The following is a 14,647-nucleotide window of genomic DNA, read 5'->3' as shown; positions in this document are numbered from 1 at the left end:
GACGGAGCGATTTGGTTTAACTGAACACTGAACATGGCAGTAGCAAATCAAACCTCAATTGGCGTAATAATGTCTTTTAGAGATGCCCTGATCTTTTCATCAAACATTAAAATAAAGTCACTGCTTTTTTCTTGCAAGCCCTTGGAGATTAAAAAATCTGTACCATTATCTAATCCAACCAAGAGGCCACGTTCAGTTCGATAGGGTATGGTCTTAGGTTCCGAAGTCTTAAATATAGTAAGTCTCGTTATTTTCCTACCAATGACATTGGCAAATTGTACATCGCCAAAATGCTTGTTTCTACAATCAATCAATGATCCTTTTTCCACAATGTACTGAAATTTTTCGGCAAGTACGTCAAATCGTAAAGGTAAATCTTCCCTCCAAACCAATACTGATTGATTTAAGGATGAACTATAAAAACCGACACACAGTTCATTCTCCAATACGAAAAACACTGGTCCTAATGCTCGTTTAAATAATTGATTTACAGGTATATTAAATGGCTTATTCAGATATTCGGATGGTTCCCAGTTATACAACTTTAGAATGTCAGTTATTATTTTTCCTTTGATACTCTTCAATAATTCCATGGATTCACAAAGTAAAGGCAGATCATCACCAAATGGTAAGTTATTTTCCGCATATAGAGGAACCCCATTCGTTACATTAATAATTCTAGGCATTTTTTAATCCAGAAAAGTCCAACTCAATTGATTAATAAATCAGTTATATTTATTGCTGTAAAACATATAAATTGTGCTCAAAAATGAAGCAAATCACCACACTTAAATTCTAATTTTACACTGTCGCAATTACAGTAACTGCAAAATAGAGTGCGCTCAACACGCAACATTTGTTGTAGATTAAAAGGGTTTATTAAACCTTAAAACCGCATCCATCTGCGCCTGCAAAGCACTGCCCACCGAGTTAGCCAAACTATCCAACAAAGCCGCCATCGCCTGATCACTGCTTGCTGCTGTCGTGCTGGTGTTGCTTGATGACGTTGTTGTGCTTGCCGGTATCACAATCGCACTGCTACCTGTTGTTGACTGTAACGGTGTTGCTGAGACCGTCGCCGCCTTGCTGTTGGCAGTCGTGGCCGGTGTCGCCGGACTCACCACCGTTGCATACGGGTTGGCTGCGGCAACAGACATCGCCATCGCCGTGTTGGTGCTCGTCTGTTTCACTGGCATCGCTGCCGCCTGGAAGCTGCGGTTGTTCGCAATGTAGATATTGCTGTTCCAGTTATTGACCACCACATTGCCATCGATCACCCCACTGCCTGCGGTCACTGTCGCTAATGGCGCCAGGATGCTGGCGTTCAAGGCGACGTTGGTGAAGGTCAACTTCTTGGCGGTACTGAAGTTGAACAGGGTGTTGTAATTCTTGAAGCCATCTGGCATACCACCCTGCATGCCACTGTCCCCTGTCACATTGATGATGAGTGTCTGCCCTGGTGTGAGGTTGACGAAGTTGGCATAGGTCACGCTGAGCAGGTCGGCGCCTTTAACATTGAAGATTTGTGTGCCGTTGGTGCCATCACCCTGAAAAGTCATACCATTGAACTGGACGGTGGTTTTGCCATTGGCAGTTTGAGCTGCCAGGTTGGTGGACAAGTCTGTCAACTGGGTTTTGTTATCAGCAAAGCTGAATGGCGGTGCGGCCTTGACGACGGTGTCACCCTGTTGCAGGTTGCTGGTGGTTTTGCTGCTGCCATAGGTGGCTTTGCCATGGGTGGACCCACCATTGAAGGTGAGCTGGTTACCAACGATCAGTGACATGCCCTGGTAGTTCTTTTGGGTAGTGTCCGTGCTGAAGGACGACACATTGAAGTTGTGTCCTACGGCCATGGTACCAGCGACCTCACCACCGGTGGCGGTGTAGTCATTGAAGACAAAGGCGTTGAACTGCCCTGCCAACCCCAGGTCGGCTGAGGTCATTGCCGGTGGGGCAACGGCAGTGATGGTCAGGCTGACGGTGGCAATGTTGGAATCGACCTTGCCATCGTTGACTTTGTAGCTAAAGCTGTCGGTGCCGACATAGCCTGCGGTGGCTTTGTAGGTAAAGCTGCCATCGGCATTGAGAGTAACGGCGCCATGGCTGGCGGTGCTGATGAGTTTGCTGGTGAGGCTGTCACCATCAACATCGGTGCCAAGCGCTTTGATGAGGATGCTGGTGGCATTGTCAACGGTAATGCTTTGGTTGCTGACGACCGGGGCATCATTGACGGCTTTGACTGTCAGGCTGACGGTGGCAATGTTGGAGTCGACCTTGCCATCATTGACGACGTAACTGAAGCTGTCTGTGCCGTTGTAGTTGGCTACTGGGGTGTAAGTCCAGCTGCCATTGCTGTTTTTGGTAACGGTGCCGTGTGTTGGCTGGGTGGTGATGCGGACACTTAATACGTCGGCGCTGTCAGCATCACTGGCGTTGCTCAAGAGGCTCAGAGAGACACTGGTGTCTTCATCGAGGCTGGCACTGCTGTTGGTGGCAATCGGGGCATGGTTGACCGGTGGGGTGGTGCCAGGGGCATTGGTCGTTGCCGGGGTAAAGAAGTGGTAGGCATTGATCTGTACACCAGAGTTCCAGTTGTTGACGATGAGGTTGCCATTAATGGAACCAGACCCACCATTGACACTGGCATGGGGGGCAAGGATGTTGCCGTAGATGCTGGTGTTGATGGTGAAGGTAGTGGCGGTGCTGAGATTGAACAGGGTGTTGTACCCATCAAAGGCGTCAGTGACACCACCATCAAAGCCGGTATCACCAATGATGTTGACGATGATGCTTTGGCCGGGCTGGATGTTGTTGAGGTGGGTGTAACCGGCACTGGCAAAGTCAGCACCACTGACGGTAAAGACCTGGACTGCGGACGTACCGTCACCGGTGAAGGTGAGGCCACCGTATTGCAGCACGACAGTGCCAGTCACTGGCTGGTTGGCCAGGCTGGTGCTCAGGGTGGTCAGTTGGGTCTGGACATCAGCAAAAGCAAACGGTGGGTTGCCCTGAATGACGTGGTCATCTGCCTTCTGGCCATAGGCGTCTTGCGTGTGGCCATAAGGCGCCGTGCCATTGATGCCGCCATTGTGATCAATGAGGTCATTGCAAATTCATTGATTAAAACAATACGATCACGGACTCGAAATTTTCAAAGACCTTCTTCAGCTTCCGTGTCCTCATCAAAGCGAAAGCCACGCAAGCATATTGCAGAATTTTCACCAACACAGAAGTTATTATCACCGTCAAGGATGAATGCATAAAAATCTTCATGCTCTATTTCTCCATCACATAGCGTCTCAACGTATTCAACAACGGTAAGGTCATCGCCAGATTCCAAAATATCGCCAGATTGAAGGTTCATTGCCCTAACCCAGTTGCCCCCTTTTACCAAAATTTCTTGTGCACAGGACATGTGTACACGATGTGGCTCTTCATTATAAAGATAAAAAAGATTACATTTCTCGATGTCCCTATGCTCCCATTGATACAACACTTTCGACACTGTTAACTCACCTGTTTTTTTGTTGCGTCCACACAAATTCCTACCGCGACTTACGTATTCCATATCGAGTAGTCTCTTGCCTGGCTCTTTTACGAATTCCAAACCACCGACACCACAAATTCTTAATGAGCCTAGCTGGCTTAATTCATCGACAGGCATCGTTGCCACAGCTTGCTTCACTGGCTCTTGCCCAACACCGTCATGCATCCATAAAAGAAGATCCCCCATGCAGTAACTATGTGACGAATCTAATTCCAAGCTATACATTTTTCTGAGCATGCCTGTTTTTTTTATTCCAAGCACAACGACTTCTTTGCTTTGCAATGTCTCCACTTCGCTATTCATTGATTGGCGGCGAGCATCGCTGTCAAATGACCTGATTCTGTCCCCGATTTGCAAATCGATCAGCCTGGTCCAGCCCTTCCCTTCGACCAGTAATAACAAATTTTCTGCAGCCTCGATAGTTTGAATCCTATCTCTTACCCCATGAATATCTTCGCAATAGAGTATATAGCTAGGTACATTGTCCATAGTATATACATTCACGACTTTGCTATATCCAAGCTCACCTGTTTCTACGTTGTGCGCCAGGACTTTATCCCCAATCTTAATTTTAGGAAAGAACAGGTTTCTTTGTCTCGCTCCTCCAAAAACGTCCCCAGTATTCCTTGTCCATGCACGTGGCACACCCCAACCATCTTGCTGAACGTTATCTTGTTGTATTTCGTTCATAACAGTTATTTGTTGTCGGCTAGATTCATTCATTTCATTCTCACTTATTCATCATTATGCATCGTATGGTAGTTTTCAAAGGATTACCAATAGTTTGATACAGCCCGTCAAACTACCCGAAAACCTCACTGTCATAAAGTCACTAAAAGATGCCACAAATGACCTTAATCAGAGTGGCATCTTATTCAATAGATCAATTCATCTGTCCGAGGGTCTTATCCATCTGCGCCTGCAAAGCACTGCCCACCGAGTTACCCAGACTATCCAACAAAGCCGCCATCGCCTGATCACTGCTTGTTGCTGTCAGGCGCACTGGTGGGTGATTTGCCGCTGGCCTGGATATTGACAGCCTGCGCGTTCACGCATTTTTTGCTGGTGGTGGGGACGCGGGTGTCGGCTGTTTATGGGGTGGAGTAGGGGATGTCATCGCAGCATTGAGCGAGTCGTGCATCTTCCATACCGCTGCCAGCGGTAAGAGCGTAGGTACGATTAGTGCAACGTAATCGTACGCATGTTTGGCAGCAACTCGCCATGTTGCTTGATAATCACGGGAATTTTATGTGACTCAATCAAGCATGCATCTTACCCATGTTGAGATAATAAGCGGTGGCCACGAAACTTACCAGTGATGCTTGGTCATTTGCGGCATAGCATGCGTACGATTACGTTGCACTAATCGTACCTACACTGGCTGCAATAATCAGCGGCAATATGAGAAGATCGATGCGTGCAGGGTTTGGTACAATCCCTATCTGGAAATACACAGTCCACATTCGCAACTACGATAAGTTCTTCAATGGCAGAATACCAGATAAAAAATACAGAAAAACATCAAGTCACGGCCTTTTATCGCAAGCGTAGTATTTCATATGAGCGATTCTTGCGTCAGCCCGTAAAAATCGTTTCTTGTTTAGGGTTGATGGCTTTGCTGGCAATCCTGATACATGCAAAGGCATATTTGGTATCGCTATTCATCGCTTCGATGATAGTGCTTCTTGCTCTAGGCCCCAAGTTGGATTACTGGATAATGTTATGGCGCTTCAGACGGTCGTCTGCCTGCAATATCATGATGCAGCTTGTAGTGGAATCCGATAAATTTTCTTGGGATGATCCACTGTCCAAAGGGGAAGCTCAATGGAATGTTTTTGACAAGGTTTACAGGCTCAAGGATGGATTTCTGATTTTTTATCAGTACGGCCAATTTCAATGGTGGCCCGATGCATGTATAAGCACAGGAACAGTCGACGAGGTTGCGGGTATCTTGCGTTCACAGATTGCGAAATATAGTGAGAATTGCTAATTACATACTTTATCTGATCTCGTTATTGATCCGTGATGTAGGGTACGTTGTAACGCACCTTGCTCGCTGATACCATAACTATTCTAAATTTTTAGAATAATGTCATTATGCATGCCTGATTTCGCTGATTACTATTACCGATTTCGATCCATATCTCAAAAATAGAGTTACTTATTTGGACTAGGTTTATACAGTTGAGGGTAGCCAGTTATATATTTTGGATCTATTCGTTTTCTAAATGAAGACGCGCTATATTCAGAGCCACCATTTAGTTTTTCACTCCATTTCACATCCCAAGTTAGTAGCTTGGTTCCTTTGATAGGAATATTCGAGAAAAGCATGTTTGCGTCATAAATCACCTCTGGAATTTCATTGAATTTGATTCTTTTCCAGTTTTCATTTTCCCAAATAAAACCAACAAAATACGGTTCTGGATTTTCATAAAAACGATACTCAGCTAAGGTCGGTGGAGTGCCCACGACGTAGAGTCGCCCACCAACAATATTTATAATCATCGGATGAAGTTTTTCATGCCAAACAATTGGCTGCTTACTAAATTCAGGCAAATTTATAGTTAGCCAAGTTTCGCGTGCAATACAATATGGGAAACCATTTGCTGTCACTTTTTCCCCGCCCTCGCATTTCTTTTTTTGAGTAACAATAATCATTCGATTGTCATTCAATTTAACTTCTTCATTCCAGCTAATGAAATCGGACGATTCAGAGCACGCCGTTAAATTCATTAGACATCCTAATGTTGCAATGACTAAAGTAAGTTTTTTTTTCATGATTTCTTCAATATTTTCATAAACGCGAAATCAAATGTTAACTGTGCGTAGACTGTGGTGAAGCGCATCGTTTCCAAAATTGCTGCATACACTTGAGAGTGTCAAAGACGGAGAGTTATAACGCGCTTACGCGCTCATTTTTTACGCTCACAATTTGCTTTATATAGCGACGATAGGCAGTTTATATCAGGCCGATTGAAAATTATTATCAGCGCGTACTTCAATACCAAAATACAGGGGTTTGCTCTATGAGGTAGTTTGCAAAAATCCGTTTTTTCTGCCGTGTAACGAGTACGACCTCATTTGACAAGCCTGCAAAACAGGATTACTCTATAAAAATGAAAACACTGAGCATACTTTTTTTTACCTACGCCCTCCCGGCATGTCAGACGACATCCCGGGGCCGCTGATGTGTGCCCGTTGAAACTCTGACCAAAGTAAATCAGAAATGAAAACAAAGGCCCACAAGGGCCTTTTTTGTTTTCTACCACTTTGTTTTCGGCGCTCTGTTTTTGCCCTTGATATCCAAAAACTCAGCACCACTTTAGTAAGCACTTTGCATTACTTGTAACACCAAACACTCTCTTTTGAGGAGCCATATAACATGAAGTCAGCAGATGTAGAACGCGCGCGGGTCCACTGAAATGAGGGTGGTCGCATGGCCCCGCGGCGCTGTCACCAAGACAACCCCACGACCGCTCGCTATGTGAAAGTACCCCTATCATGACGAACACTGTCCCCCGTGCCGCTTCCAACAAGGCATCTGCTCATACTTCACGTCATCATTTGCGTGACCATTGGCGCAACTTTGGCATCATCGCGCACATCGACGCTGGCAAGACCACGCTGTCTGAACGCATCCTGTTTAAAACCGGCGAAATCCACCGCACTGGCGAAGTCCATGAAGGCAATGCTGCCATGGATCATATGGACCTGGAAAAAGAACGTGGCATCACCATCGGTGCAGCGGCAACCCGCTGTGTCTGGAACGGCCATGAATTCACGCTGATAGATACACCCGGCCATATCGACTTTGCGATAGAAGTTGAACGCTCCCTGCGCGTGCTTGACGGTGCCATCACTGTCCTGTCCGGCGTGGCTGGCGTGCAGCCGCAGACCGAAACTGTCTGGCATCAGGCCGAGAAACATGGCGTGCCCATGATCATCTTCGTCAACAAGATGGATCAGCTGGGTGCCGACTTTGCCCGTGTCGCTGAACAAGTGCGTTCGCACCTGGGTGCGCGCCCTGTGCCTTTGGCGATACCGGTTGGTGCAGCAGATGAATTCACTGGTGTCATTGATGTCTTGCAACAGCGTTTTCTGCAATGGGATGCCAAGGGCAACATGACGGTGTCGGCTTTGCCCGCAGAATTGCAGGCGCAGTCGCAGGCAGCATATGCCTATGCAGCCTCGGTCGCGGCAGAAGCGAATGATGCTTTGACCGATGCCTACCTGGCGAACGACACGCTCAGCCATGCAGATATCCTGCAAGGTTTGCGTGCCCTGACGCTGGCCAGAAAAGCCGTGCCCATGCTGGGCGGTTCTGCGTATAAAAACGCGGGCATAGAACCGCTGCTGGATGCCGTGATTGACTGGCTGCCGGCACCTGACGACCGTGCTGCCCCCGTTGCAAGTTTGAACGGTGACAGCCTGACCGTGGCAACTGGCGATGCTGATCCGCTGGCCGCGCTGGTGTTCAAGGTCACGCATGACGAACATGGTTCGCTGGCTTTTGTGCGCATTTATGGTGGCAGCATGCATGAAGGTGACACCATCTGGAATGCGAGCCTGGATAGTTCTGTTCGCATAGGCCGTCTGTATGTCGTGCATGCGGATGAACGTACCAGCACCACGCAAGCTGGCGCGGGCAGCATCATCGCCATCGCCAACCTGAAAGATGCACTGACTGGCCAGACCCTGGCCAGCAAGGCACAACCGTGGACGCTGGAAACCATCCATGCGGGTGAGCCTGTCGTGGCTTTGGCAGTGGAACCGGGCAGTGGCACTGACCGGGCGAAGATGTTGGCCGTGCTCGACAAGTTCCGCCGTGAAGACCCGTCTTTGCGTCTGGAAAACAATGTCGAAACTGGCGAGACGATTTTGTGGGGCATGGGTGAGTTGCATCTGGATGTGGTGCTTGAGCGTGCCCGCCGTGAAGCTGCGGTGGACATCCGCGTCGGCGCGCCGCATGTGGCCTACAAAGAAACCATGGGCCTGCCAGTCGTCGAAGCAGAAGGCAAGCTTGACAAGCAAAACGGCGGCAAAGGCATGTATGCCCGCGTCGTGGTCAGGCTGGAATTGCTCGATGCCAAAGACGGTGAGTTTGCCTTTGCCAATGTCGTCAAGGGCGGTGTGATACCTACAGCGTTTTTCCCGGCTGTTGAAAAAGGTGTGCAGCAGGCCATGCAACAAGGCCCGCTGGGGCAAAAAGTGACAGGTGTCAAAGTCACTTTGCTGGATGGTGATTTCCATGCCGTTGACAGTAACGAAATGGCCTTCATCATCGCCGCCAAAGAGGCAGTGCTGGCAGGTTTGCGCAAGGCCAACCCGGTCTTGCTTGAACCCGTCATGAAAGTCACCGTCGATGCACCCGCCATCAATACGGGCGACGTGATTGGTGACTTGCAAAAACGCAGTGGCCGCGTACTGGGCATCACTGAAGGCACAGGCCGTGTCGAAGTGGTGGCCGATGTGCCGCTGACCAGGCTGTTCGGTCATACGAATGACTTGCGTTCACTGACACAGGGCAGGGCATTTGCCAGCGCAACTTATGCAAGGCATGCGGCTTGTGATGTGAATGAAGCGTCGTTTGTGTAAGGCGTTGTTGTAATGGCAGATGACAGGCAGGCTGGAATTTGGTTTGCCTGTTGTTTGCAAGGCAGTATGTTGGAATGAGAAAAGCCAGGGCGTGTGCTCTGGCTTTTTTCTTTTTGTTTACAAGAGGCGCAAATATCGCACCTCATGCTGTGCAATAACCCGGTGGTACACACAGTGTACCACCGGGTTATTGCACATGAAGAAATGAGGTATAGTAGTATTGTATTCAAAAAATGATTCGCCAAATGATTCGCCATTAACTTTTTAAGTTATTGTATTTAAAGGAAATTTTATATATTTAAATTATTAAATGATCCGCCAAAATAGGCGCCATTTTGATCGTGAATGTGACTTGATCGTATTGGAAGTATGCAAAGCGATAATATGAGTAAATATCCATACAACAACCCTCACCAGATGCATCCCATGCTTCCGGGTGAAGCAAAACTCAATGATTTGCGGCCATTGGCGGCAGATCTCATTAGCAAAGCCAAGGATCTTGCTTCTCATGGCATGCCGCATTTGCGCGCCTTGTTGCGGGAAACCTTACGTCCCATGAATTCTTTCTATACCAATAAGATAGAAGGGCAACAGACTGAACCCTTGTTAATAGAAAGGGCGATGAACAAAGATTTTTCGAATCAGCCAGATGAAGCGCGTAAGCAGCGTATTGCCGTTGCCCATATAGAAACTGAGCGCTGGGCAGACGCAACTTATCCACACTTTGACGCATCCATTTTCTTTAATGCAGATGTCACACATGCCATTCATCGCCATTTACATGCACAACTCTTGCCTGAAGACCTGATTCAGTTCAATGAAGATGGCATTGAGCAAATTGTTAAGCCTGGGATATCGCGTGAAGTTGGTGTCATTGTTGGACAGCATATTCCGCCTGATCCGATGACTTTGTCTTTGTTCATGAATGAATGGCATGCGGCATATCAATATGCACGCGCAGGTGAAACTGCCGTCATTGCCTTGGTTGCCGCCCATCATCGATTCACCTGGATACATCCTTTTGTGGATGGCAATGGCCGTACTGCACGCTTACATACGCATGCCGGGCTGAATGCATTGGGTCTGACGCAAGGCTTATGGTCGCCCATGCGCGGACTGGCGCGGCAACAAGAAAATTATTACACGCATTTGATCAATGCTGATCAGGTACGTCGTGGCGATCTGGATGGCAGAGGTAATTTGACGGAAAAAGGACTGGTCGCGTTTATTGAATTCTTCATGCAGGTTTGCCTTGACCAGATTTATTTTATGAATAGATTGCTTGATTTCTCCAGCTTTGAAGACCGCCTTGCCCAAATGCTGGCTGCTGAATCAACCCGTAAGGAAACCAGATATTTGAAGCTTGAAGCCGCAGCGCCATTGGCTTATTTGGGGAGTGTCAAATCTTTGGAGAGAAACAGATTTAAAAGCATGATGGGCCTGGCGGACCGCACTGCTGACCGCGTTCTTGCAGATTTGTTTAAACTCGGAGTGATCACTTCTAAAACGCCCAAAGGTCCCGTTGAACTGGCGGCGCCACTGGATTTGTTTCGCTATCTTTTTCCACGGCTTTGGCCTGAGGCGGAAGCAAATACACAAGCATGAATGCGTGGATTTCATCTGCATATGCGCAGCGTCATAACGTTTAGCCAGCTTTATTGTGAGACATTCGCACCCGCGTGGTGCATCAAGCTGCCATGCACCGAAAAAAGCGAAATTCCCGCCTGAGTTTGGCTTCCATCATCTGAGAAACAGGTTTTATGCACGAAAGACCCGCATTTGTGGTATTTCTATTGGTATAAAAATTGCTGCGCAGACATATAGAGATATAGACATTTCCACCATTGCATAGGGAAGTATTTCACATCATGCGTGAAACCGCTGCTCAGGCGACTGCTTCAGGGTTGCCGTCATCAACAGGCCACTTTGCCACGCCGGCGCTGCGGGTGCTGCTTGCGCAGGCGGTGGCGTTTGACCCGGTTGAACAGGCGGCGTCATTCGGGCGCTGGTGGTATCACGCTGACAGCGGCGAGATGGTGCTGACAAGGGCCGCTGCCGACATGGTGGGCGTGGCTGCTGGCTGGCATGTCACCCTGGAGGCAGGTTTTATCAACGTGCTGGCAGACGACAGGTTGCAATTAAGCGCCATGTTGCGTGAGAGCCGCACCAGCCATCTGCCACTGGAATGGGAATTCCGCATTTTCATCGAAGGTAGTGGCTTGCGCTGGCTGCGTTTGAAATCCATCCCGCAAACAGACGCATCGGCCATTTGCGAAGGCATATTGACGGATATTACCGCCGCCAGACATGCCGCCATGCGTGAACGTCTGAGTTTTGAAACCACCCGGCTGTTCGTCGGTGCAGATTCTATCGGGGTCGCCGTTACCAAGGTCATACAACTGGTGTGTGAAAACCTGGGCTGGGATTGGGGTGCCTATTGGACAGTGCAGGCCGACAGCCTGGGTGAGCGCAAACTGGCGCTGGAAAACTGCTGGCATGCCCAGCAAGAATCACTGGCCTTGTTTACCGAAGAAAGCCTGGCCATGCAGGTGCGCCCTGGCACCGGGCTGGTTGGACAGGTGTGGCAACAGGGCGAGCCGCGCTGGGTAGAAAACATGAATGATGATCGTGATTTCTTGCGCAGTGAAACGGCAATCCAGTGCCAGTTGCGATCTGGGTATATTTTCCCGGTGGCGTATGTGACTGATGAAGGTTATCTCCATTGCCCCGGCGTGCTGGAATTTTATAGCCGCCTGACGCGCCAGAGCGAAGCGCAATTGCCGACCTTGTCTGCCACCATCGGTGCGCTGATTGCACAAACTGCGCAAAGGCTGGAACAGCAAGAAACCATACGCCAGCTAGCCCAGATCGATGGGCTGACTGAACTGGCCAACCGCAGCCACTTTTACCAGATACTGGAAGCAAACTGTAAACAAAGCGCGGCCAATGGCAGCGTGTTTGGCCTGATTTTTATTGACCTTGACCGCTTCAAACCAGTGAATGATGCCTTTGGTCATGAGGCTGGCAATGTCGTCTTGCGTGGCTTCTCGCAGCGCGTGCAGGCACTGCCTATACCTGGCAAACTGGTGGGCAGGCTGGGGGGCGATGAGTTCGCCATCCTGTACCAGCCCGATGGTTCTGACACACCCTTCAATGAACAGCTTGATGCCCTCGTCAGGCAAGTGCTGCATGCAGCGCAAATACCCTTCATGTTCAATGGCCATGAAATTACCGTATCGGCCAGCATAGGCATCAGCATCTATCCTGACAATGGCCTGAACGGCCCCGAACTGTTGCGTGGTGCCGATACCGCCATGTACCGCATCAAGAAAAATGGCCGCAACGCCATGAGCTATTTTGCCAGCAGCACGTCTTACACACTGGCGGTACAACAATCTGATCTGGCGCAGCGGCTGACGATGGAAACCGAATTGCATCAGGCCATTGCAGATGAAGCTTTCTATCTCGAATACCAGCCCATCTTTGCCGGCAATGGCCAGATCCATGCGATAGAAGCGCTGATACGCTGGCGTCGCGCCAATGGGAACATCGTACGGCCTGACGTGTTCATCCCCATTGCAGAAGAAAGCCGTTTAATCATACAGATTGGCAATTGGGTCGTGCATCGCGCCTGCCATGACCTGGCACGCCTGCATCGTTCAGGGTTCGAGAATTTGAAAGTGCATGTCAATATGGCCGCGTCTGAATTCACATCCAGCAACCTGCCGGATGAACTGCGCGCCATCGTCGACAAATCCGGCATCAAGCCTCATCATCTTTGCCTGGAACTGACAGAGAGCATGCTCATGCAGCAGCCCGATCACGTCATCCCCATCATGAGCACCCTGCGGCGGCAGGGCTTTGGCATCAGCCTTGATGATTTTGGCATGGGTTATTCGTCGCTTGCGCATTTAAAAAACCTGCCCATCTCATCAATGAAGATAGACCGCTCTTTCATCAAGGGCCTGCCGCAACAAAGCGAAGACCGCGCCATCGTGCGCACCATCATAGAACTGGGCCGCAACCTGCATTTGAATGTCATTGCAGAAGGGGTGGAGACAGACAATCAACTGGCCTTTCTGCGCCAGTTTGGCGATACCTTCATCCAGGGCTTCGTATTGAGCAAGCCCAAGCCTGTCGATGAACTGATACGCGTTTATGGAGCTGGTGTCGTGGTGAGTGAAGGTATGCCTGAAGTAAATGTGCAACCGCATACCTGATGAGATTTCTTGTCACTTATTCGCAAGCCCATTCATTTTGAGGTGTCGATACCATCCGCCTCATCATTCCTGCGCCGGCAAAAATTCATGTGATTAACCAAACGGTGCGGCAATGCTTAGCACGCTGTGCCAGGCTTCGATTTTATGATTACCCGCCAGTATCCATAGGCGGCTGAATGCCGTAATATCCTAAGCCCGCCCATCTATTCCATCATTCAAAATGACATTCAATGTACCCTGCCTGACTATCTCCCTGTCAATATTCCTCTTGTCAGCGCCACTTTTCAGCGCCCACGCAGAAGACCTGCTGGCAGCGCGTGCCGCCTATGCCAGCCAGTTCATCAAGAAAATGAAGGCACCGCAAGACTACGTGCCAGAAAAGCCGCCAGCCGGTGTCAGGGAAATTGACTACGTATCAGGCAAACTGCATTTGAAAGCATGGGTTTCTGCCACCCCTGACAGCACGAAAAAAATGCCTGCCGTGGTGGTTTTGCACGGTGGTTTCTCATTTTCATCCGATGACTGGAACGCTGTTCAAGGCTTTGTCAAAGCGGGTTATCTCCTCATGATGCCGCGCCTGCGCGGTGAAAACGGTGGTGAAGGCAATTTTGAAATGTTTGGCGGTGAACTCGATGATGCCATCGCCGCCGGCAATTACCTCGCCACATTGCCACAGGTAGATACCCAAAGACTCTACCTGGCAGGCCATAGCGTCGGTGGCAGCCTGGCCATGCTGGCAGCAGAAATGCCATCCCCATTCAAGGCAGTTGCCTCCTACAGCGGCTTCGCCCGCCTGCCGTTGTGGCTGGCCCATTACAAGAACATGGCCCCCTTTAATGTCGACCTGCCAGACGAACAAAAAATCCGCGACCCCTATCGTTATGCCGCCGCAGTCAAAACACCGCTGTATATCTTTACTGAATCAGTCAACACGCCGGCTATCCCTGTCAATACAGAATTTTGCAACCTGGTCGCCAAATATTCCGTGTGCAAACATGAAGTGATTAACGCTAACCATGAATCGATGATTGCACCGGCTGTTGCGCGGTCGATTGCTTTGTTCAGTAAGGGGTGAGGTGTTGTGAAACAATGCCAGGTGATGTTATGCCCCATGTTGGGCTGATGAGCTGTAGCTCAGTAAGGCGCGGTTCTAGCTGCGCTTGATCGCTATCAACAAACGCTATTACGCTCTCAGCTTGCGCTGAGGCGATGCCAATTATGTGGATCTTGTTTTCCCTTCATAGCCAGGTCAAGGATTGTCTCGCATAGCATTTTATTGATCTGC

General features: G+C 49.2%; 10 protein-coding genes. 6 read left to right on the top strand and 4 right to left on the bottom strand.

The genetic code is table 11. The features are described from left to right. Positions 1-47 precede the first annotated feature (47 nt). From ACO0LH_RS01850 to ACO0LH_RS01840, 3 genes are all read right to left on the bottom strand, one after another. A complete protein-coding gene (locus tag ACO0LH_RS01850) occupies positions 48-686 on the bottom strand; it encodes a hypothetical protein (protein ID WP_422939340.1) in 639 nt (212 codons plus the stop codon). 180 nt (positions 687-866) lie between these two features. Beyond that, the gene (locus ACO0LH_RS01845; RefSeq protein WP_422940551.1) at positions 867-3,080 is read right to left on the bottom strand and encodes a choice-of-anchor A family protein; all 2,214 of its coding nucleotides are present in this window, start codon (positions 3,078-3,080) and stop codon (positions 867-869) included. A gap of 71 nt (positions 3,081-3,151) precedes the next feature. After that, on the bottom strand, positions 3,152-4,270 hold the full coding sequence (locus tag ACO0LH_RS01840; RefSeq protein ID WP_422939339.1) for a hypothetical protein: 1,119 nt from the start codon (positions 4,268-4,270) through the stop codon (positions 3,152-3,154). A 261-nt stretch (positions 4,271-4,531) separates the two neighbouring features. Between ACO0LH_RS01840 and ACO0LH_RS01835 the strand changes: the two genes are divergently transcribed. Both ACO0LH_RS01835 and ACO0LH_RS01830 read left to right on the top strand, forming a co-directional pair. Continuing rightward, positions 4,532-4,654: a hypothetical protein gene (locus ACO0LH_RS01835; protein ID WP_422939338.1), complete on the top strand. Its 123-nt coding sequence runs from the start codon at positions 4,532-4,534 to the stop codon at positions 4,652-4,654. A 379-nt stretch (positions 4,655-5,033) separates the two neighbouring features. After that, positions 5,034-5,537, top strand: coding sequence for a hypothetical protein (locus ACO0LH_RS01830; RefSeq protein ID WP_422939337.1), 504 nt, complete (start codon positions 5,034-5,036; stop codon positions 5,535-5,537). A 167-nt stretch (positions 5,538-5,704) separates the two neighbouring features. Here the strand turns inward: ACO0LH_RS01830 and ACO0LH_RS01825 are convergent, their stop codons facing one another. Further along, positions 5,705-6,325, bottom strand: a complete 621-nt coding sequence (locus ACO0LH_RS01825) for a hypothetical protein (protein WP_422939336.1) — start codon at positions 6,323-6,325, stop codon at positions 5,705-5,707. Between the two features lie 723 nt (positions 6,326-7,048). Here ACO0LH_RS01825 and fusA point away from each other — a divergent pair. The 4 genes from fusA to ACO0LH_RS01805 all read left to right on the top strand — a co-directional run bounded on the left by fusA (position 7,049) and on the right by ACO0LH_RS01805 (position 14,437). After that, complete coding sequence (gene fusA, locus ACO0LH_RS01820; RefSeq protein WP_422939335.1) at positions 7,049-9,142, top strand: elongation factor G; 2,094 nt, start codon at positions 7,049-7,051, stop codon at positions 9,140-9,142. 384 nt (positions 9,143-9,526) lie between these two features. Then, the gene (locus tag ACO0LH_RS01815; RefSeq protein WP_422939334.1) at positions 9,527-10,747 is read left to right on the top strand and encodes a Fic family protein; all 1,221 of its coding nucleotides are present in this window, start codon (positions 9,527-9,529) and stop codon (positions 10,745-10,747) included. A 263-nt stretch (positions 10,748-11,010) separates the two neighbouring features. Further along, on the top strand, positions 11,011-13,362 hold the full coding sequence (locus ACO0LH_RS01810) for a putative bifunctional diguanylate cyclase/phosphodiesterase (RefSeq protein WP_422939333.1): 2,352 nt from the start codon (positions 11,011-11,013) through the stop codon (positions 13,360-13,362). 220 nt (positions 13,363-13,582) lie between these two features. Beyond that, the gene (locus tag ACO0LH_RS01805) at positions 13,583-14,437 is read left to right on the top strand and encodes an alpha/beta hydrolase family protein (RefSeq protein ID WP_422939332.1); all 855 of its coding nucleotides are present in this window, start codon (positions 13,583-13,585) and stop codon (positions 14,435-14,437) included. The last annotated feature ends 210 nt before the right edge of the window (positions 14,438-14,647 follow it).

The sequence above is a fragment of the Undibacterium sp. TJN19 genome (genome assembly GCF_049339485.1).
Taxonomy (GTDB): domain Bacteria; phylum Pseudomonadota; class Gammaproteobacteria; order Burkholderiales; family Burkholderiaceae_D; genus Undibacterium.
The sequence above is the reverse complement of the archived record's forward strand: the minus strand, read 5'-3'. Positions and strand labels throughout refer to the sequence as shown.